Annotated in this window: 14 protein-coding genes; 3 read left to right on the forward strand and 11 right to left on the reverse strand. The window is 64.2% G+C overall.

Annotated elements, in window-relative coordinates; all coding sequences use genetic code 11:
• From ACFQ3C_RS07220 to ACFQ3C_RS07260, 9 genes are all read right to left on the reverse strand, one after another.
• Positions 1 to 1617, reverse strand: coding sequence for a GMC family oxidoreductase (locus tag ACFQ3C_RS07220; RefSeq protein ID WP_380789948.1), 1617 nt, complete (start codon positions 1615 to 1617; stop codon positions 1 to 3).
• Positions 1618 to 1757: 140 nt separating this feature from the next.
• On the reverse strand, positions 1758 to 3533 hold the full coding sequence (locus ACFQ3C_RS07225) for an SLC13 family permease (protein ID WP_380789950.1): 1776 nt from the start codon (positions 3531 to 3533) through the stop codon (positions 1758 to 1760).
• A 381-nt stretch (positions 3534 to 3914) separates the two neighbouring features.
• Complete coding sequence (modC, locus tag ACFQ3C_RS07230; RefSeq protein ID WP_380789952.1) at positions 3915 to 5003, reverse strand: molybdenum ABC transporter ATP-binding protein; 1089 nt, start codon at positions 5001 to 5003, stop codon at positions 3915 to 3917.
• Positions 5000 to 5710: a molybdate ABC transporter permease subunit gene (gene modB / locus ACFQ3C_RS07235; RefSeq protein WP_380789954.1), complete on the reverse strand. Its 711-nt coding sequence runs from the start codon at positions 5708 to 5710 to the stop codon at positions 5000 to 5002. The genes modC and modB overlap by 4 nt, the downstream gene beginning before the upstream one ends.
• Positions 5710 to 6480, reverse strand: a complete 771-nt coding sequence (gene modA / locus ACFQ3C_RS07240) for a molybdate ABC transporter substrate-binding protein (RefSeq protein WP_380789957.1) — start codon at positions 6478 to 6480, stop codon at positions 5710 to 5712. The genes modB and modA overlap by 1 nt, the downstream gene beginning before the upstream one ends.
• A gap of 163 nt (positions 6481 to 6643) precedes the next feature.
• Positions 6644 to 8995 (reverse strand): TRAP transporter permease, encoded by a 2352-nt coding sequence (locus ACFQ3C_RS07245; protein WP_380789961.1) that lies wholly within the window; start codon positions 8993 to 8995, stop codon positions 6644 to 6646.
• Between the two features lie 60 nt (positions 8996 to 9055).
• A complete protein-coding gene (locus tag ACFQ3C_RS07250; RefSeq protein WP_380789963.1) occupies positions 9056 to 10111 on the reverse strand; it encodes a TAXI family TRAP transporter solute-binding subunit in 1056 nt (351 codons plus the stop codon).
• Between the two features lie 53 nt (positions 10112 to 10164).
• Positions 10165 to 11841 carry a sulfatase-like hydrolase/transferase gene (locus ACFQ3C_RS07255; RefSeq protein WP_380789965.1) on the reverse strand — a complete coding sequence of 559 codons (1677 nt, stop codon included), beginning with the start codon at positions 11839 to 11841 and terminating at the stop codon, positions 10165 to 10167.
• Positions 11842 to 11965: 124 nt separating this feature from the next.
• Positions 11966 to 12886, reverse strand: coding sequence for a LysR substrate-binding domain-containing protein (locus tag ACFQ3C_RS07260; protein ID WP_380789967.1), 921 nt, complete (start codon positions 12884 to 12886; stop codon positions 11966 to 11968).
• Positions 12887 to 13032: 146 nt separating this feature from the next.
• Here ACFQ3C_RS07260 and ACFQ3C_RS07265 point away from each other — a divergent pair, with 146 nt between their 5' ends.
• A complete protein-coding gene (locus tag ACFQ3C_RS07265) occupies positions 13033 to 14190 on the forward strand; it encodes a mandelate racemase/muconate lactonizing enzyme family protein (RefSeq protein WP_380789971.1) in 1158 nt (385 codons plus the stop codon).
• Positions 14191 to 14194: 4 nt separating this feature from the next.
• Here the strand turns inward: ACFQ3C_RS07265 and ACFQ3C_RS07270 are convergent, their stop codons facing one another.
• Entirely contained in the window at positions 14195 to 15118 is a 924-nt protein-coding gene (locus ACFQ3C_RS07270; RefSeq protein ID WP_380789974.1) for an acetamidase/formamidase family protein, read from the reverse strand.
• 207 nt (positions 15119 to 15325) lie between these two features.
• On the opposite strand from ACFQ3C_RS07270, the gene ACFQ3C_RS07275 reads away from it, so the two are divergent.
• Positions 15326 to 16126: an HAD-IIB family hydrolase gene (locus ACFQ3C_RS07275; RefSeq protein ID WP_380789977.1), complete on the forward strand. Its 801-nt coding sequence runs from the start codon at positions 15326 to 15328 to the stop codon at positions 16124 to 16126.
• Complete coding sequence (locus ACFQ3C_RS07280; RefSeq protein ID WP_380789979.1) at positions 16119 to 17339, forward strand: glycosyl transferase; 1221 nt, start codon at positions 16119 to 16121, stop codon at positions 17337 to 17339. Before ACFQ3C_RS07275 ends, ACFQ3C_RS07280 begins: the two co-directional genes overlap by 8 nt.
• Here ACFQ3C_RS07280 and ACFQ3C_RS07285 read toward each other — a convergent pair.
• On the reverse strand, positions 17333 to 19096 hold the full coding sequence (locus tag ACFQ3C_RS07285) for a sugar phosphorylase (protein ID WP_380789981.1): 1764 nt from the start codon (positions 19094 to 19096) through the stop codon (positions 17333 to 17335). The genes ACFQ3C_RS07280 and ACFQ3C_RS07285 overlap by 7 nt on opposite strands.
• Between the last annotated feature and the right edge of the window lie 273 nt (positions 19097 to 19369).

The following is a 19369-nucleotide window of genomic DNA, read 5'->3' on the forward strand; positions in this document are numbered from 1 at the left end:
TCAGCGCCGGGCATCCGCCAGGATCAGGTCGGATGCCTTTTCGCCAACCATGATCGCGGGGGCATTCGTGTTGCCCGTGGGGATCGTCGGGAAAATCGCGGCATCAGCCACGCGCAGCCCTTCGATCCCGTGCACGCGCAACCGCGCGTCAACCACGGATCGGGCGGGGTCCGCCCCCATCCGGCAGGTGCCGCACTGGTGGAACACGGTCCATGACTTTTCGCGGATCACATCGGCCAGCGCCTCGTCGCTGTCTACATCCCAGCCCGGCGTGATCTCATCCTCGATCACGGCGGCCATGGCGGGTGTGCGGGCGATCTGGCGCATCAACCGGTAGCCCGCCAGCATGACCGCGCGGTCATATTCGGTATCAAGGTAATTGGTGTGCATCTCGGGGGCTGCGAAGGGATCGGGCGAGCAGATCTGCAAATGCCCGGTGCTGGTCGGCTTGCAGGGGTTGAAGCCCAGAAGGAACCCCGGAAAGGGATCGGGATTCATCAGGGGCCGCGTGCCCACCGGCGCGCGCGTATAGCTGACGGGCGAGAAGTAGAGTTGCAGATCGGGCCGCGTGGCGCCTTCAATCAGGCGGATGAACCCGCCGCCCTGGTTGAGGCTGAGCGACAGCGGACCCTTGCGCGTCAGGACATAGCGCAGCCCGGCCCAAAGCTTGCCCATCAGCGGGTTGAGTTCCTGGTTCAAGCTGGGCACGCGGGCGCGATAGAGCGCATCGGCCCCCAGGTGATCCGACAGGTTGCGCCCCACATGCGGCGCATCATGCAGCACCGCGATCCCGTGCCGCTGAAGCACCGCGCCGGGGCCGATCCCTGACAGTTGCAGCAGTTGCGGGGAATTGATCGCCCCGCCCGACAGGATCACCTCGGCGCGCGCCCTTGCCGTCAGGGTGCGGCCGTTCTGCACGTATTCGACACCGACGGCACGGCGTCCTTCGAAAAGCACCCGCGTGACATGGGCGCGGGTTTCGACCTTGAGGTTCGCGCGCTTCATCGCCGGGCGCAGATAGGCGCGCGCCGCCGAGGCGCGCAGCCCGCCCTTGGTGGTGATCTGGTAGAGGGCGGCACCTTCCATGTCGTCGGCGTTGTAATCGGGGTTGACGGGATAGCCCGCCTGTTCCGCCGCTTCCAGATAGACGCGCGTCAACGGGTGCACGTCCTTTGTCACGTCATGTACATGCAGCGGGCCGCCAGTGCCCCGCGTCGGATTCGCGGGGCCGTCCCAATCCTCCATCCGCTTGAAGACCGGAGCGACGTCGTCCCATCCCCAGCCGGGGGCGACCGCGTCCCATTCGGCATAGTCGGACGGATGGCCTCGCACATAGACCATGGCGTTGATCGAGCTTGACCCGCCCAGCACCTTGCCGCGCGGCCAGTAGGACCGGTTGCCGTTGCGGTTGGGATCGGGTTCGGTGGTGTATTTCCAGTTCACCCGTTCGTCGTAATAGACCTTGCCGTAGCCAATCGGCACCTGCACCCAGAATGTCAGGTCGGACCCGCCGGCTTCCAGCAGCAGCACCTTGTTGCGGGCATCCGCGCTGAGCCTGTTGGCCAGCACTGATCCCGCCGATCCGGCCCCCACGATCACATAGTCGACTTCGTGCACGTCATACCCCTGCGCTTGTCATCCCGGCCGCATCCATTCGCGAACCCGGACCCTTGCCGCGCACCATAGCGCCGCCACCCCGGACCGACGCGGCGAAAAACGACAGTTGCGTGACGGTGCCAAACATGCCGGTCCTGCCCTCAGAACGGAAAGAACAGCGGAATGATCGCAATCGCCACGATCCCGAAGATGATGTTCAGCGGCAATCCGACCTTGATGAAATCGGCAAAGCGATAGCCCCCGGCGCTGTAGACGAAGGTGTTCGTCTGATAGCCGATCGGCGTCGCGAAACTGGCCGAGGCCGCGAACATCACGGCCATGATGAAAGGGCGCGGATCGAAACCCAGCTGAAGCGCAAGCGCGATCGCGATGGGTCCGACCAGAACCGCGACCGCGTTGTTGGATACCATTTCGGTCAACAGGCTGGTGACGAAATAGACCGCCGCCAGGATCACAAGCGGCCCTGCGTCACCAAGCGACGCGACAACCGCCGTCACGATCAGCTGGGCCGTGCCCGTCGCGTCCAGCCCCATCGACACGCCCAGCATGCCGAAGATCAGGAACAGGATGCGCCAGTCGATCGCGTCAAAGGCTTCTTCGGGATCGACGCAGCGTGTCAGCATCACGATCACCGCACCGATAACGGCCAGCCCGGCGATCGGCATCACCTCGAATGCGGCCAGCACCATGACGGCCACGATCGTGGCAATGGCGATGGGCGCCTTGGACCAGCGGGTCGCCCGTTCTGACGGGGCGGACAGGTTGATGATCCCGCCATCCTCCATCAGGCGCTGCAACCCTTCGGGCGGACCTTCCAGCAGCAGGGTATCGGCGAATTGCAGCCGCAGTTCCGGCAGATCCTGCGAGATGTTCTGCTCGGCACGGTGCACCGCCATCAGGTAGACGCCGTATTTGCGGCGCAGCTTGAGATCCTTGATCGGGCGGCCCCGCAGATGCGAGTTCGGGCCGACGCTGGCCTCCATCGTGATGGTCTGGTCGGCGGTCACGGGTTCGAAGGCGTGATCGTCGATATCGCGGAACGCCACCTGCCCGTTTTCCTTGAGGCCCAGGATCTCGCCGGTGCCGGTCTTGAGAACGATCCGGTCCCCCGCCTCAAGCGTCATGTCCTTGAGGGTGCGCCGCATCGACACTTCGCCGCGCACCACGTCCAGAATGCGGGTTTCCAGCGTATTGAATGGCAGTTCGGACAGCCGCTTGCCGATGTATTTCGATTCGTGCGGGATCAGCAGGCGCGCCATGAACTTGCGCTTGCCTTCCTTGCCCATCATGCTGGACAGCGAGGCCCGGTCCGGCAACAGGTAGCGCCCCGCAAAGATCATGTAGACCATGCCCACGCCGGCGAAGATCAACCCCGGCAGGGTCATCTCGAACATCGAGATCGCGGGCTGCCCGGCATCGCGCGCCACGCCGCTCATCAGGATGTTGGTCGAGGTGCCCACCAGCGTCAGCGTGCCGCCGAAGATCGCGGCGTAAGACAGCGGGATCAGAAAGCGCGAGGGCGCCACGCCGACCGAGGCCGACATCGAGATCATGATCGGCGTCAGCAGGATCACCACGGGCGTGTTGTTCATGAAAGCCGATGCGCCCATCGCGCCCACCATCATCAGGACCATCGCGCGCAGGAACGATCCGCGCGCCTTGCGCTTGAGCATCCCGCCCAACACCACAAGCACCCCGGTTCTTTCCAGTGCGGCCGAAATGATGAACATCATCGCGATGGTGATCGGCGCGGGCGAGCTGAACACGGTCAGGAAATCGCCGGTCTGGATGATACCCGTCGCCAGCAAGGCGGCGGAGGCGCCAAGCGCCGTCACCTCGGGCGGATAGAATTCCTTGAAGAAACTGATGAAGACTGCCGCCAGCAAGACAAGCATGAATATCTGTTCAAGGGTCATTGATCACTCTTTCTACGGCACAGTCACGTTTGCCCCATAAACCTCAAAGCCGCTTGGCTTTTCAATCGGCAACCGCAGCTTGGGTCTGGCAGGCGTCATTCTTGCAGCAGGATATGCGATCTTTCAGGCACTGTCGCCCGTATGGCAGGGCGCCGCGATCCTGCGGGCGATCCCGTAGGACCTGATAGACGCCACAATCCCGGATCCGCGAACATCGACAGACAGGGCCAAACGGCACGCAGGGCGGGCATGTACGCGCGCGGATGACCACGCATCCGGCCATTGCGGATGGCGTCTATGTTATCGATATGACGCATCAGGTCAGCCCGCTGGCCGGCGTCACGCATGCCCTGACAGGCCTGACGACAGCGGTGGGCGCGGTCACAGCCGCGTGCCGGTCCCGACATCCTCGGGCGCGACCGCCACGGATTTCAGAACCGCGTGACAGATCTGACCCGCCGCAAGCCCCATCGCCTGCGCCGAGCGACGCGTGATGCGCGCGCTCAGGCGTTGCGTTCCGATGTTCAGGGTCACCATCACCCCCGGTCCCTGGCCCGGGCGGATCTCGGCGATCGTACCCGAAAGAATGTTCAGCGCCGACAACCCGCGCGGCACCTCGCGCGCCAGGATCACGTCTTGCGCCGCGATGCGGACCCGCACCACCCGGCCCGGCGCAGCCTCGATCCGGGGCAGCCAGAGCGGCACCTCTCCGGCGGCAAGTTCGGTCAGTCCATCCGCGTGATGGGCCACGACCCGCGCGGTCAGGATCGAGGACGCACCCCGTGCGCCCACCGCGGCCACATCGCCCAGCACCTGCCCCGGCGGGCCGACAGCCGCGACCTTGCCGGCCCGCAAGGCAACCACCGTCGTGGCCAGCCTGGCAACCTCGGCCGAAGCGTGGCTGACATAAAGGATCGGCACTGCAACCTCATCGCGCAGCCGCTCGAAATAGGGCAGGATCTCGGCCTTGCGGGTCTCGTCCAGCGCGGCCAGGGGCTCATCCGCCAGGATCAGCTTGGGCGCTGCCAGCAGGGCACGCCCGATCGCGACACGCTGCTTTTCGCCGCCCGACAGGGCACCGGGGCGGCGTTCCAGCAGATGATCCAGCCCCAACAGCTCCACCACCCTGCCCAGGCTTTCGCCGCGCGCATCACGGGGCGCGAACCAGCGCCCGTAAAGCAGGTTCTGCCGGACAGTCAGATGCGGGAAAAGCCGCCCCTCCTGAAAGATATAGCCGATGCGCCGCTTGTGCGGCGGCAGGTTCCTGCGGGCCTGGGTATCCACAAGCACCAGGTCATCAGAGACGATCCGGCCCAGATCAGGGCGCAACAACCCGGCAACCGCGTTGATCACGGTGGTCTTTCCAGACCCTGACGGGCCGAACAGAACGGTGACGCCGCGCGGCGCCTCGAAGGCCACATCCAGATCGAAGCCGTCGAAATGGTGGCTGAGTGATACGCGCAACGTCATCGGCCCGCCACCCGTCTTGCAACGCGCCGAGACGCGACTTCGGACACCAGCAGCGCGGCCATGGCGATCACGACCGCGACAATGACCAGCCGCCCGGCCTGGTCCTCGCCACCCGGCACCTGAAGCAGGGCATAGATCGCCGAGGGGATGGTCTGCGTCTGGCCGGGAATGTTCGACACGAAGGTGATGGTCGCCCCGAATTCGCCCATCGCCTTGGCAAAGGCCAGGATCCAGCCCGCGATGATCCCCGGCAGGATCAGCGGCAGGGTAACGGTGACAAAAACCCATGCGGGCGAGGCGGCCAGCGTGCTGGCGGCAGCTTCCAGCTTGGGATCGACCGCTTCGATCGCCAGGCGAATGGCCCGGACCATCAGCGGAAAGGCCATGATCGCCGCCGCCAATGCGGCCCCTGTCCAGCGGAAGGACAGCACGATGCCGAACCATTGCTCCAGCAGTTCACCCACCGGCCCGCGCCGCCCGAAGGCCAGCAGCAGCAGGTAGCCCGTGACGACGGGGGGCAGGATCAGTGGCAGATGCACGATGCCGTTCAGCACCTGCTTGCCCGGAAAGGACCAGCGCGCCAACGCATAGGCGATGAAGATGCCGGGCGGCAGGCTGACGAGTGTCGCCCAGAACGACACGCGCAGCGACAGCCGCACGGCCTGCCATTCCGCGGGGCCAAGCCAGCTTGTCCAGTCACCGCCCATCAGTCGGGAAACCCGAAGCCGAAACCCTGCCAGATCGCACGCGCCGCGTCCGATGACAGGAAATCCAGAAACTCTTGCGCCACGGGGCTTTGCGCTTGCGCCGTGATCGCGGCGGGATAGGTGATCGGCGCATGGCTGTCGGCGGGAAAGGTGGCAATGATGCTCACATCATCTTCGACAGCCGCATCGGTGGCATAGACGATGCCCAGCGGCGCCTCGTTCCGCGCCACGAAGGCGAGGGCCGCGCGCACGTTATCGGACTGCGCCACCTTCGGGGCCACGCTGTCCCACAGACCCAGGTGGCTGAGCGCCGCCTTGCCGTAGATGCCCGCCGGCACCGCATCGACCAGCGCCATCGACAGCCGCGCGTCGCCCAGCAGACCCGACAGGTCAAAGGTGCTGTCCAGCGTCACGGGGGCCGCGTCGCGGCCATGGGCGATCAACACAAGGCTGTTGGCCAGGATATCGCGCCGCGTGCCATCGCGCAGGTCGCCAGTGCCCGCCACCGCATCCATCCAGTCCTGGCTGGCCGATATGAACAGATCCGCTGGCGCCCCCTGCTGGATCTGGCGCGCCAGCGCCGACGATCCGGCAAAGGACAGCACCACATGATGCCCCGTCGCGGCAGTCCAGGCTTCGGCCACACGGCCCAGCGCATTGGTCAGGCTGGAGGCCGCGAAAACCGTGACCTCGGCCGCCGTCGCGTAAAGCGGTGCCAGCGGCACAAGCGCGGCGGCAAGAGCAAGACGGCGAAGGACAGGCCCGAACATGCGAGAGGGACACTTTCAGATATGTTTGCCCGAACATAACGCCAAAGCCGCCACCGGGTTGCAAGCGTTATCTTTCACGGGGAATATCGCCTGACGCCCAAGGATGTCAAAGATGCCACCGACACCATGGGGTCCGCCGGTCGGGGATGAAAGGTGTGGCGACTCAGGCGACTTTGGATGCGCCGGCGCGAACACTGTGCCAGACAAGATAAAGCGCCGTGACCGCCAGACCCGGGCCGAACAAGGCCGGATCGCGCATCAGCACCAGCACCGCCAGGACAAGCCGCAGGGCGGTTTCCCAGCCCGCAAGCGCCTGCCGGTCATACCGGGTCAGCGCGCTTGCGATCAGGTAAAGACCGATGCAAAGGCGCGGCAGCAGCAGTGCCAGCGCGGCCCAATCCACCCCCGGACCATATCCTGACAGGAACACCCCGGATCCCGGCGGTGCGGATGGATCCATCTTGGCGGCGTCGATCAGCAAAAGCTCGGGGTAGAAGGCAAAGACGAAGGGCAGCACGAACATCACCACCCCCGATCGCACCGCCGAGAACCCCGTGGCCATCGGATCGGCCCGCGTGATCGAGGCCGCGGCAAAGGCGGCGATGGCCACAGGTGGGGTGATGGCCGAGGCCACGGCAAAGAAAAAGATGAACATATGCGCGGTGAAGGTGGCGATGCCCAACCCCACGACCAGCGGGCCCATCAGAAGCGCCACGTTCACATAGGCCGGCACTGTCGGCATGCCCATGCCCAGAAGGATCGCCATCAGCATGGTCACGAAAAGCGCCGCGAACAGGAAGACGCCGCCGGTCTGCAACTCTGGTCCGAAGGCGCGCAGCATGCCCAGGACATCGCGGGCGATGAAGCCTGAAAGCCCCGTGAAATTCAGGCAGAAGTCGATGATCGAAACTGACAGGAACATCAGGTAAAGCGTCGAGATGGTCACGCCCGCATCGGCCAGCGCATCGATCAACTGGCCCGGCCGCTTGCGGAATTCGGCGTCAAGGAAGAACAGGCAGGACAAGAGCATCAGCGCCCACCAGCCCGCCGATCCTGCGTCGCCCGCGGAATTCTGGATCAGCTGATAGATCCAGGGCAGGTTCTCCGCCCGGCAGACCCCGTTCACCCAGATCTGTTCGACCCCCAGGAACGCGCCCAGGGGTCCGCATCCCACCGCATCCTTGGGTGTGACCAGCAGCACCAGGATCAACAGGATCGGGGCGAAGATCATCACAAGGTTCAGCTTGTCCTGACCCGTCAGCAGCATGTCGGGGGTCTTGTCGCCCACGGCCTCGATCCCCTGCTTGCGCGCCTCGAAGACCACGGTCAGGAACAGGCAGCCGAAATAGGCCAGCGCGGGGATCACGGCGGCAAAGACCACCTCGCGGTAGGGGGTCACGGTCATCGCGGCCAGAACGAAGGCTGCCACCCCCATGACCGGCGGCATGATCTGCCCGCCGGATGAGGCCGCGGCCTCGACCCCGCCGGAAAAGACCCGGCCAAAGCCGCGCTTCAGCATCATGGGGATCGTCAGGACGCCCGTTGACAGCACGTTCACGACCGGACCGCCCGAAATGGTGCCGAACAGCGCCGAGGACACGATGGCGGCATGGGCGGGGCCACCGCGCAGGCGCCGCGTCCACAGGAACGCCAGCTTGATCAGCGACTTGCCCCCCGCGGAAATGCCGAAGAGCGAGCCAAGCACGATATAGGGAAAGACCGAGTTCAGCAGGATGCCCATGAAGCGGCCCATCAGGCCCTGGGCGTTGTTGACAAGGATGTCTTCCACATTGGGGCGTCCATCCATCAGGCTGCGCGGCTCGCCGCCCAGCTTGGTGATCAGGTATTTGTTCATGTCATCGGCACCGAAGACATACCACACCAGCACGGTGATCAGCGTATAGGCCGCGATCACGATCGCCACTGCCACCAGCGGAAAGCCCCAGACCCGCACGTTATAGCCCAGAAACACAGCCAGTGCGCCGCCCACGATCACGAAGATCCAGCCGCCCAGCGTCTGCACGCAGGCGGGATCCTCGACCGTGTTCGGCTCGGGCAGGCCATAGAGCAGGGCAAATTCCTTTTCCTCCTCCAGCGCGCGGGCCAGCAGGTCGGCGCGCACCCCGGTCGCCCGGTCGATGAGACAGATCGAGTCGATCTCGATCATGTAGCCCAAGGCCACGACCAGGGCCGTGACAACCAGCAGGACATCCATGACCGCGCCCAGCCGCAGCTTGAGCGGGCCAACCTCGCGCGCCCGGAAATCGGCCCAGAAGGAATGGTGCAGCGCCACCACCGCCATCATCAACACGAAGGCCAGAGGGTAGAGCCATTGATAGGGAAACTTGCGGATCGCGAAGGCGGGATCGCCCGACAGATCCTGAAAGAAGGCATCAAGCCCCGGGATCGAAGGAATGGTGTTCACAAGCCCGACCGCCACCAGCACCAGCCCAAGAACCCGGGCCATTCGCTTGAGCGTGACGTCAGCGCGACGCCCGGTGTCGGTCGTGGTCATGACGGCCTCGTTGGTCTGGGGATGGGGGCAAAAGGGGGCGGCCGGGCCGCCCCCGCCGGATCACTTGGCGCAGTCGGGAATGGCGTATCCCGCTTCTTCCCAGGCCGCGACGGCGCCGGGGTGGTACTTGAGCGACAGGCCGTTGCACAGGCCCGTCACGTCCGCATCGACCACGTCATAGTTGACGTTTGCCGCATAGGGCGAGCGTGTCTTCAACTCGGGCAGGCTTTCGATATAGGCCGCAACGATCGCCTTCACCACGTCGTCGGGCAGATCGGCGCGCGCCACAGTGGCAAAGGGCACGCCCGGCGACCGGAACATCCCGTCCTCGGAAATCAGCGTGACACCGCTGCCCTCGGCATAGCCCATGTCCGCGCCCTTGATGACGACCGGCGCATTGCCGGGCGCCTTGAGGAACTTCTGCATCCCTTCGCTTTCCCAGATATCCTTGGGAAACGAGATGATGTTGACATTGCCGGCCGCCAGCGCCGTCACCACGCGGTCGGACGGGAAGGTGATCGGCACCATGAATGCCTCGGCCGAACCATCGACAAGCGTGGTCGGCAACTGGCCCCAGTTGGTCTGCAGGCCCTTGTAATCCTCGCCATCCTTGAAACCGCCGGTGCCAAGCTGCAACGTCTGGCGTCCCACGGTCAGCGCCGCACCCGAAGGCGGGCCGTTCCAGATCGTGCGCCCCTTGATATCGGCATAGCTGTTGATCCCCGACACGACCGGGGCGAACAGGCCATAAGCGCCCGCGTTATAGGTATAGAGAACCTTGACGTTCGGCGCGATTTCCTGACCGCGTTCGCCCACGCTGCTGAAAGGACCACGGCCCTTTTCCAGCAGGAAATGCAGCAGTGTCGGCGCGGTCACGATATCGGATTTGCCTTCGGCCACGTTCAGCATGGAATTTGTGGCGGTCTGGCCTTCCTGCACCTGCAGGTTCGCGATGCCCTTGCGGCCCACTACATCGGCAAGATGCAACGTCGACAGATGCGGCGAGTTGCCGGCGCTGGATGTCTCGACCGTCAGGTTGGCTTGCGCCAGCGCCATCTGGCCAGTCAGCGTCAACCCGACGATGGTCAAGGCCGTGCGTGTCAGTCTTGAAATCATGGTTCTTCTCCCTGTCACCATGGTTGCCGGGGCCTCCTCCTGCCCCGTTTCGGTCAGTTCTTGATCGTTGATGCACGCATGTCGCGCGCCTTGCGGCCCACATATTTGGCCACCAGTTCCGGCTCCAGATCGCCCTCCTCGACGATGCCGATCAGAACGCCCTTGCGTGCGGTCTTGCCCCGCGCCGCCATCAGCGCGGCATTGGATATCGTGGTGCGCGCGCCAGGCCGGCAGGCCCAGGCGAAAAGCCTGTCATAAAGTGCTGTCCGGATATCCGCATGGGCGTCCGACGCGCCAAGGTCATCGACTTCGCCGGGATCGCTGTCCAGATCGAACAGCATCGGGCGGAAACCGCCTTCGAAATGGATCATCTTCCAGCGTCCATCGAACACCATGAACATGCGGGCCAGTTTCGGATGCAGCCCCAGCTTGTTTGCCAGCGGCGTGGCCGAATAATCATATTCGCAAAACACCGCATCGCGCGCGGGCGCGTCACCGCCGCGCAACAGCGGCAGCAAAGAACGGCCTTCAAGGATGTGATCCAGCCGCCCCGCGTCCCCGCCGGCCACATCGACGAAGGTCGGCAGCAGGTCGATACATTCCACCAGCGTATCGCAGACCGTGCCGCGCGTCGCGTCCGCCTGTTCCGAGGGGTCATAGATGATCAGCGGCACCCGCACGCTGGCATCGTGGAAAAACGTCTTTTCCCCCATCCAGTGATCGCCCATGAAATCGCCGTGATCCGAGGTGACGACGATCATCGTGTCATCCATGCGCCCGGTCTTTTCCAGCCAGTCGAACAGCACGCCGATCTGATCGTCGCATTGCTTGATCAGGCCCATGTAGGCGCGCAGCACCTTGTCACGGGTGTCGTCACGCGCGAAGGCACGGCCCACGGGCGCGTTCTGGAACCCCTTGAAGACCGGGTGATCCGTCTCTTGTTCGGCCTGGGTGGCGACACGCGGCAGGAAATCCTGCGGGCCATACATCGCGGCATAGGGTTCGGGCACGATATAGGGCCAGTGCGGCTTGATATAGCTCAGGTGGCAGCACCAGGGCCCGGTGGCGCCCGCGATGAATTCCATCCCGCGGCGGGTCAGATAGGGGGTTTCACTGTCCTCCTCGCGGATATTCGCGGGTTGGTCGGAATTGTTCAGGAACCAGCCGGACAGCACGTTGCCTGCGTCATCAATGCCGGAATTGGCATAGTCGTGCCAGGGATTTTCGCCTTCATAGCCTTTGACGCGCAGGTATTCGTTGTACTTCAGCGCGCCGCCCGCGTCGTAATACCCGTCCGGCCCCTCGGGGCGCATGCCGTCGTCGCGCTCGAAGATGTCGAAGCCGCATTCGGACACGCGCGCGCCGATCACGCTGTCGGGTTCCAGCCCCAAGCGGCGCATGCCTTCGGCATCCGCCTTCATGTGGGTCTTGCCGACCAGCCAGCAGCCCATGCCCAGATCGCGCAAATGATCGCCCATGGTCAGCTCGCCCACCTTCAGGGGGACGTTGTTCCAGCTGGCCCCGTGCGAATGCACGTAGCGGCCCGTATAGGTCGACATGCGCGACGGGCCGCACAGCGGCGACTGGATATAGGCACGGTCGAACCTGACGCCCATCGCGGCCAGCCGGTCGATATGCGGCGTCTTCAGATGCGGATGGCCATAACAGGACAGGTAATCCCACCGCAGCTGGTCGAACATGATGAACAATATGTTCCGCGGCTCTGCCATCGGTGCTGGTCCCCTCCCTGCAAGGTCCAATGCTTGTTTCGCGCGGTCCCTCGGGTGGATGCTAGCAGTCAAAAAGTCATTGCGGAAATAGTTTACGCAACCGCGTCATATCCAATTCGATATATCAGGCATAAACCTGTGCGGCACGGCGCATGTGGTCGCGCAGCAGCGCGGCCTCGGGCGTGGGGTCGCGATCGCTGGCATAGGTCATGCCCACAGAGCCCATCAGCTCTTCGCTCTGAACGCCCAGTCGCACCAATCGGCCCTCGGCCAGTTCCTCGCGCACGGCGCCAAGGGGCAAACAGGCCACCGCGCGATTGGTCGACAGGAAACTGCGTGTGAATTCGAAGGACACGGTTTCGATCTTGTTCGGAAAGGGGCCATAGCCGCGCGCGGTCACGAACTTGTCCATCTCCGTGCGGATGATCGTGCCGGGGATCGGCACCACGACCAGACCGGCGCGGATATCTTCGAGCGTCACGTGATCGGGTGTGGCGGCAAAGGGATGGTCGTGGTGGACCACGAAGATCAGCCGCTCGAAATACAGATGCTCGAACCTGACGCCGGGCATGTAATCCAGCGCCAGCAGCCGCCCGATCAGAAAGTCGATCTCGGCCCGGTGCAGACGCGCGACAAGTTCGGGGATCGACGCCCAGTAGAGCCGCAGATCGACCTCTGGTGCCTCAGCCTTGAAGGTCGCGGCGGCCTCGACCGCAAGGGTGCGGGACACGTTGGGCAGCATCCCGATCGCCACGACCGGCACAGGCGAGCCGCCTGCCGCAAGCCGCGTGCCGGCTTCAAGCTGCGACAGGGCCGTGTCCACGTGGCGGCGCAGGGCGGTGCCCGCCTCGGTCAGGGACAGGCCACGCCCCGTGCGGTGAAACAAGGACTGGCCGATCAGCGCCTCAAGCTCGGACAGGGTCCGCGACAGGGCGGGTTGCGAGCTGCCCAGATGGTCGGCGGCGGCTGTCACCGACCCATGCAGGGTGATCGCCTGAAAACAGCGCAGGTGGCGCATGCGCAGCCTGGAAAACGCCTGGTTCATGATCCGCCTTCTATTGCTGAAGGGTTGCGGGACAGGTCCCAGACAATCGGCACGCCCCGCACCTGTCAAGCATGGCGGACGCTTGCGCGGCATTGCCAGCCGCTGCGGCCCGCCATAGGCTTTGTCACAAGACCAAGGAGGCCGGATTGCCCAGGATCGCCCGCATCGAGACCTTCCATACCGAATTCGTCTGCTTTGTCCGCATCACCGCCGACGATGGCGCGTTCGGCTGGGGGCAGACCTCGACCTATAACGCAGATATCACGGCGCAGGTCCTGCATCGCCAGATCGTGCCCTGGGCGCTGGGGGCCGATTGCGCCGACATCGCAGGACTGGTGCATCTGATCGAGCGGCGCGAGCACAAGTATCCTGGCACTTATCGCTGCCGCGCGCTGGCCGGCCTGGATACCGCGCTTTGGGACATGGCGGGGCGACGGGCGGGCAAACCCGTGGCCAGCCTGCTGGGCGGCGCGCCGGGACGCATCCGCGCCTATGCCAGCTCGATGAAGCGCGACATCACGCCAAAGGATGAGGCCGAACGCCTGACACGGCTTTGCGCCGAACAGGGCTTTACCGCCGCCAAGTGGCGCATCGGCGCGGAATGCGGCGGCGATGCGGATGAATGGCCCGGTCGCACGGAAGAGATCATTCCGGTGATGGCGCGCGCGCTTGGCGACGGGATCGACAAGCTGGTGGATGCCAATTCAGGCTTTTCGGTACCGCGCGCCATCGCCGTGGGGCGGATGTTGCAGGATCACGGGATCGGCCACTATGAGGAACCCGTGCCCTATTGGGATCTGGAGGCGACGCGCGCCGTGACCGCGGCGCTGGATGTCGATGTGACCGGCGGCGAACAGGACTGGGACATGGCCACATGGACACGGATGATCGACATGCGCGCGGTCGATGTGGTGCAGCCCGATGTGATGTACATGGGCGGCATGGCCCGGACCATGCAGGTGGCCGCCATGGCCGGGGCGGCGGGGTTGCCCTGCACACCCCATGCGGCCAACCTGTCGCTGGTGACCATGTGCACCATGCATCTGCTGGCGGCGCTACCCAATGCGGGCAAATACCTGGAACTGTCGATCGAGGGCGATGACTATTACCCTTGGCAGCGTGACCTGTTCCTGGGCCAGCCCTTTGCCGTGTCGGGCGGGCATGTGACCGTCACCGACACACCCGGCTGGGGGCTGGAGGTCAACCCGGCATGGCTGGAACGCGCCGCCTATACCGAGGCCGCGCTGGACAGTTTCCGGCCCAGCGCCTACGGCGCGCTTTATCACAAGGCCAGCGGCGCCTGAGGCGTTAAAGCAGCGCCTTGGCCATCATCATGTGCACGCCCTTTTCGCGGTTGACGGTCTGCGTGATCCGCAGATCGCCCGCCAGCGAACACAGCATATACGCCTCTTCGCGCGAGATGCCCGCGCGCGCGGCGACCAGCGTGATCATGCGGCGCAATGCGATCTCGACGCAACGGTCCAGATCGGCATGCATCCCCATGGTGATCAGGTGGGTGGGGGTTTCCGCCTCGGGATAGGTCACGTCCATATCGCGCCGGATCGTCAGGCGGAAACGGCCCTGCAAGGCGGTTTCGATGGCGGTCACGCAAACCTCGCCATCACCTTGCGCGCCATGCCCGTCACCGCAGGAAAACAGCGCGCCTTCGGCCATGACCGGCAGGTATAGCGTGGTGCCTGCGACCAGTTCCTTGTTGTCGAGGTTGCCACCATGGGCGCGCGGCTCGATCGTCGAGATGCGGCCCCAGTCAGCGGGCGGCGCGACCCCCATCACACCGAAGAAGGGCGCAAGCGGCAGCTTCAGCCCCCAGGGCAGCGTCGCCTCGGACCGGGCAGCATCCAGCGGGACGGTCATGTGGTGATACTGCGGAAAATCCTGCGGCAGGGTGCCTGACAGGGGCCGGATGAAAGTATAGCCCCAGTTCTGGCGCAACTGCACATCCAGGATATCCACCTGCAGCACGTCGCCCGGCATGGCGCCTTCCACGGCAACGGGCCCGGTCAGGATATGGCCCGGCACGGTGGGCACGCCGGCGGCGTGGATTTCCAGCAACTCGGGCGGCACATCGAATCCTGCCCCCGGCAGCACGTTGGGCCCGCCCGAGACGGTGTTGATCGTCACCTCATCCCCGCTGGCCACGGTGGCGACAGGCGGCAGGTCGGCAGTGAAGAAACCCCAATGGCAGGTTTTCGGTCCGGCGTTCACGATCATCGGAAATGTCCTTGCTGTTTCGGGTAGCACCCGTTGCACAGGTTCTACGTGAGCCTGCCGGGGATTGGAAAGCAGAACTGCGCGGGCCCGACCCGTTCCGGCCGCAATGGACGAAAAACGGGCCAAGCGGGGGCCAAGCGGTCAAATGCAGGCGAGAAGGCCACTTAATTCTTGCGACTTCGGCGTGGGACCGTGAAAGTTGAGGGCATGACGACATCAACACCACTCGTTGTCTTCACCGATCTTGACGGGACCTTGCTGGACCATGTCACCTATGATTGGGAACCGGCACGTCCGGCGCTTGCGGAACTGGCCCGGATCGGCGCGCCCGTCGTGCTGTCCAGCAGCAAGACCGCTGCGGAAATCGCCGTATTGCAGGATCGCATCGGTCTGACGGGTCATCTGGCCATTTGCGAGAACGGCTGCGGGTTGATCGGTGCGGGCAGCGGCGCGGGAACCGGCGATCATGCCGCGCTGCGCCGGGAACTGGACCGCCTGCCCCCGCATCTGCGAGAGGCGTTTCGCGGCTTCACCGACATGCCGACTGACGAGGTGATGGACCTGACGGGGCTGTCGCGCGAAGACGCTGTCCGGGCAAAGACACGCGATTTTTCCGAGCCGGGCCTGTGGCTTGGGGATGATGCCGGGCGGGCGGCCTTTGTCGCGGCCCTGGGCGCGCTCGGCGTGACCGCACGACAAGGCGGGCGGTTTCTGACCCTGTCGTTCGGCGGCACCAAGGCCGACCGCATGGCCGAAGTGATCGCCCATTACCGACCGGCCCGCACCATCGCGCTTGGTGATGCCCCCAATGACATCGAGATGCTTGAGGCGGCCGATAGCGGCGTGATCGTCAGCAATCCGCATCACAGCCCCCTGCCCCGTCTTCAGGGCGAGGATCAAGGGCGCATCATTCGCACGGATCGCCCCGGCCCATCGGGCTGGAACACGGCCATTCTGGCGCTGCTGGACAGGCTGGGCCTGAACAAGGAAAGGCAAGGTCATGGTTGATTTTCATCAGAACGGTCATATCGCCACGCTGCACAATCTGCGGACGCGCAATCTGGCCGATATGACCTATGAGCTGGAGACATTCGCCCAGACCCGCAAGATGTCGCTGATCCTGCCTTGCCTTTATTCGGAGCTGGAGACAGAGGCGATGCCGCAGATCCTGTCCGAGCTGTCGCGCGTCAGCTACCTGCACCGGATCATCATCGGGCTTGACCGGGCGGATGCCGCGCAGTTCCGCCATGCGCGTGATTTCTTCGCGGCATTGGGCCAGAACCATGTGGTGATCTGGAATGACAGCCCCAGGATGCAAGAGATGGAGGCGCGGCTTGCCGCCATGGGGCTTGGCCCGGCCGAACCGGGCAAGGGCAAGAATGTCTGGACCTCGATCGGCTATCTGATCGGCTGCCAGGACAGCGCGGTCATGGCGATCCATGATTGCGATATCCTGACTTATACGAACGACATGCTGGCGCGGCTGATCTATCCGGTGGCCAACCCGACCTTTCCCTTTCAGGTCGCCAAGGGATATTACGCCCGCATCGGTCAGGACAAGCTGAACGGACGGGTCACGCGGCTGCTGGTCAGCCCCCTGCTGATCGCGCTCAAGCGCGTGGTCGGGGACCGCGACTACCTGGATTACCTGCGCAGCTTCCGCTATCCGCTGTCGGGCGAATTCGCCATGCGTACCAATATCCTGCCCGATCTGCGCATTCCTTCGGATTGGGGGCTTGAGATCGGTGTGCTGTCCGAAGCCTGGCGCAACCTCGCGCCCTCGGCCGTTTGCCAGGTCGAAATCGCGGATGCCTATGATCACAAGCACCAGACCCTCAGCCCTGAGGATGCGACGACCGGGCTCAACCGCATGTCCACCGACATCTGCAAGGCGATCTTTCGCAAGCTGGCGGCAGATGGCACGGTGTTCACAAACAATGTCTTCCGCACCCTGAAAGCCACCTATTACCGCAGCGCGCTGGACCTGCTGGAGGCTTATCATTCAGACGCGAAGATGAACGGCCTGACCCTGGACCGCCATGCCGAAGAAGCCTCGATCGAACTGTTCGCCGAGAACATCATGCGCGCGGGGCAGACCTTTCTCGAGAATCCGCACGAAACACCTTTCATCCCGACATGGAACCGGATTCACGCGGCCGACCCCGAGTTCCTGCGCGATCTGCAGACGGCCGTGGCCCGGGATGCAGAAGAGCATCAGTAGCGCAGGTTACTGATCCAGAGGCATTGATAGGGGGCCAGCACGATGTCCTGATCGGTGACGGGAAGGCCCGTCAGAAGATCGGTCCAGGCTTCGTCTTCGATCAGGTTCAGACGCATGATCGGCAGCGTCACCGTGTCGGCGCTGACATTGTGCAGCGCAAAGATCGACTGCTGCCGGTCAAGGCTTTGCCGCCACAGCCCGAACAGGCGGTCATCGCCGGTATGGATCGTGAATTGCGTGGCATTGGGGTGAAAGGCGGGCTGCCGCCTGCGGATATGCAACCTTGCCCGCAGCCCTTCCATGACCTGCGCCTGATCGCTCGCGGGGTCCGCAAGCCTGTCCTGCAAAGCGGGATAGTCCCAACGATGGCGATTGATCGCGCGGTTCATGCCGCGCTTTTCCACGCTGTCATGATCGTTGGGCGTAGCCAGCATCGAATGGATATAGAAGGCGGGGATCCCTTCCAGCGACATCACGATGGTCTGGGAACACAGGAACCGTGCGATATGGTGATCGTCAGGCCCCGCGAAGGTCTGGCGCATCGCATCGAAAAAGGTGGTATTCAACTCGTAAGGCGCCTCGCCCCCGCCGGCCAGGGTGCGCATCGACACCAGCCCGCCGATCCGCTGCACCGTCTGGATGACAGCGGCCTGATCGGCGGCGGACAAAAGCCCCTCGGCCGGGCGCATCCCGATCCCGTCATGGCTGGCGGTGAAATTCAGATAGGCGCAGCCCAGCGGCGCGGGCGGCATCCTGCGCTGCCATTCCACCAGGTGCCGGGCCGAGCCGGACATCATCGCGTGCAGGATCAGTGGCGGCAGGGGAAAGTTGTAGATGACATGCGCCTCGTCGCCCTTGCCGAAATAGCTCAGGTTCTCGGCCTTGGGGACATTGGTTTCGGTCACCAGGATCACGGGTTCGACCGCGTAATCACACAGCAGCCGGATCAGCTTCACGATCGCATGGGTCTGGGGCAGATGGACCGAGGGCGATCCGACCTCTTTCCACAGGAAGGCCACCGCATCCAGCCGGATGATGCGTACGCCATTGTCCAGATGCAGGCGGATGATCCGCAGGAATTCCAGCAAGACCTCGGGGTTGCGGAAATCCAGGTCGATCTGGTCATGGCTGAAGGTGCACCAGACATGCCGCACTCCGTTCGCTGTCTCGACAGGCTGCAGCAAGGGCGTTGTGCGCGGGCGCACCACCATGCTCAGGTCATCCGCGGGCGAGGCTTCGAAAAAGAACCGGTCATAGGGCGGCTTGCCCTGCCTGTAGTCGTTGAACCAGGGCCCCTGGCTGGAGACATGGTTCAGCACAAGATCGGACATCAGTTTGAACTTGTCCGCGATGCGGTTGATGTCAGGCCAATCGCCCAGTTGCGTGTTCACCGACCTGAAATCGGTCACGGCGAACCCGTCATCCGAGGTAAAGGGAAAGAACGGCAGCACATGCACGCCGTTGATCATGTCGCGCAGGTAACGGCGCAGAAAATCGTTCAGCAGGTCCAGCGGCTTGTGCGCCCCGTCCAGCAGCGAATTGCCATAGGTGATCAGCAGGACATCGCCCTGGGACCACAGCCTGTTGTCGCGCGCGCGGGCCCGTTTGCGGCGATGCAAACCATCCGGCCAGAAGGCGTCCATGCATTGGCGCGCCAGATCACCGGGATCACAGGCGGGGTAGATGCGCCCAACCAACGCGGCCAGCGCGCGGTCGAATGAATGCGTATCGGACTTTTTCGGGGCCTCGGGTTCCATGGGGTCAGCCAAGCACATCCAGCTTGCGGTGACAAATCTCTGTCGGCCAGTTTTTCCGGCCACTGGCCAAAAAGGGGCGGCGGAGCCGCCAGTTCAGATCATCTTTGCAGCAGTTGTGCCGGTTTCAGGGCAGGCCCGTGCCGTTCGGGCGATGCCATCCGCGCCTGTGTCAGACCTTGTGCCCTCAGGCGCCCGGCCATCAGCCATTTGTGCATCCTAGCCGGCATGACCCTGTGGCGGTGCGTTTCGGCAAACCTTGTATCTGTCAGAAGC

This window comes from Seohaeicola saemankumensis (assembly GCF_042678485.1).
GTDB classification, from domain to species: Bacteria; Pseudomonadota; Alphaproteobacteria; order Rhodobacterales; family Rhodobacteraceae; genus Seohaeicola; species Seohaeicola saemankumensis.

Bases quoted from the DNA above. Each gene is read 5' to 3' on its own strand.
- ACFQ3C_RS07225 (WP_380789950.1), bottom strand. From the start codon at position 3,533: ATGACCCTTGAACAGATATTCATGCTTGTCTTGCTGGCGGCAGTCTTC.
- modC (WP_380789952.1), bottom strand. From the start codon at position 5,003: ATGACGTTGCGCGTATCACTCAGCCACCATTTCGACGGCTTCGATCTG.
- modB (WP_380789954.1), bottom strand. From the start codon at position 5,710: ATGGGCGGTGACTGGACAAGCTGGCTTGGCCCCGCGGAATGGCAGGCC.
- modA (WP_380789957.1), bottom strand. From the start codon at position 6,480: ATGTTCGGGCCTGTCCTTCGCCGTCTTGCTCTTGCCGCCGCGCTTGTG.
- ACFQ3C_RS07245 (WP_380789961.1), bottom strand. From the start codon at position 8,995: ATGACCACGACCGACACCGGGCGTCGCGCTGACGTCACGCTCAAGCGA.
- ACFQ3C_RS07250 (WP_380789963.1), bottom strand. From the start codon at position 10,111: ATGATTTCAAGACTGACACGCACGGCCTTGACCATCGTCGGGTTGACG.
- ACFQ3C_RS07255 (WP_380789965.1), bottom strand. From the start codon at position 11,841: ATGGCAGAGCCGCGGAACATATTGTTCATCATGTTCGACCAGCTGCGG.
- ACFQ3C_RS07260 (WP_380789967.1), bottom strand. From the start codon at position 12,886: ATGAACCAGGCGTTTTCCAGGCTGCGCATGCGCCACCTGCGCTGTTTT.
- ACFQ3C_RS07270 (WP_380789974.1), bottom strand. From the start codon at position 15,118: ATGATCGTGAACGCCGGACCGAAAACCTGCCATTGGGGTTTCTTCACT.
- ACFQ3C_RS07275 (WP_380789977.1), top strand. From the start codon at position 15,326: ATGACGACATCAACACCACTCGTTGTCTTCACCGATCTTGACGGGACC.
- ACFQ3C_RS07280 (WP_380789979.1), top strand. From the start codon at position 16,119: ATGGTTGATTTTCATCAGAACGGTCATATCGCCACGCTGCACAATCTG.
- ACFQ3C_RS07285 (WP_380789981.1), bottom strand. From the start codon at position 19,096: ATGGAACCCGAGGCCCCGAAAAAGTCCGATACGCATTCATTCGACCGC.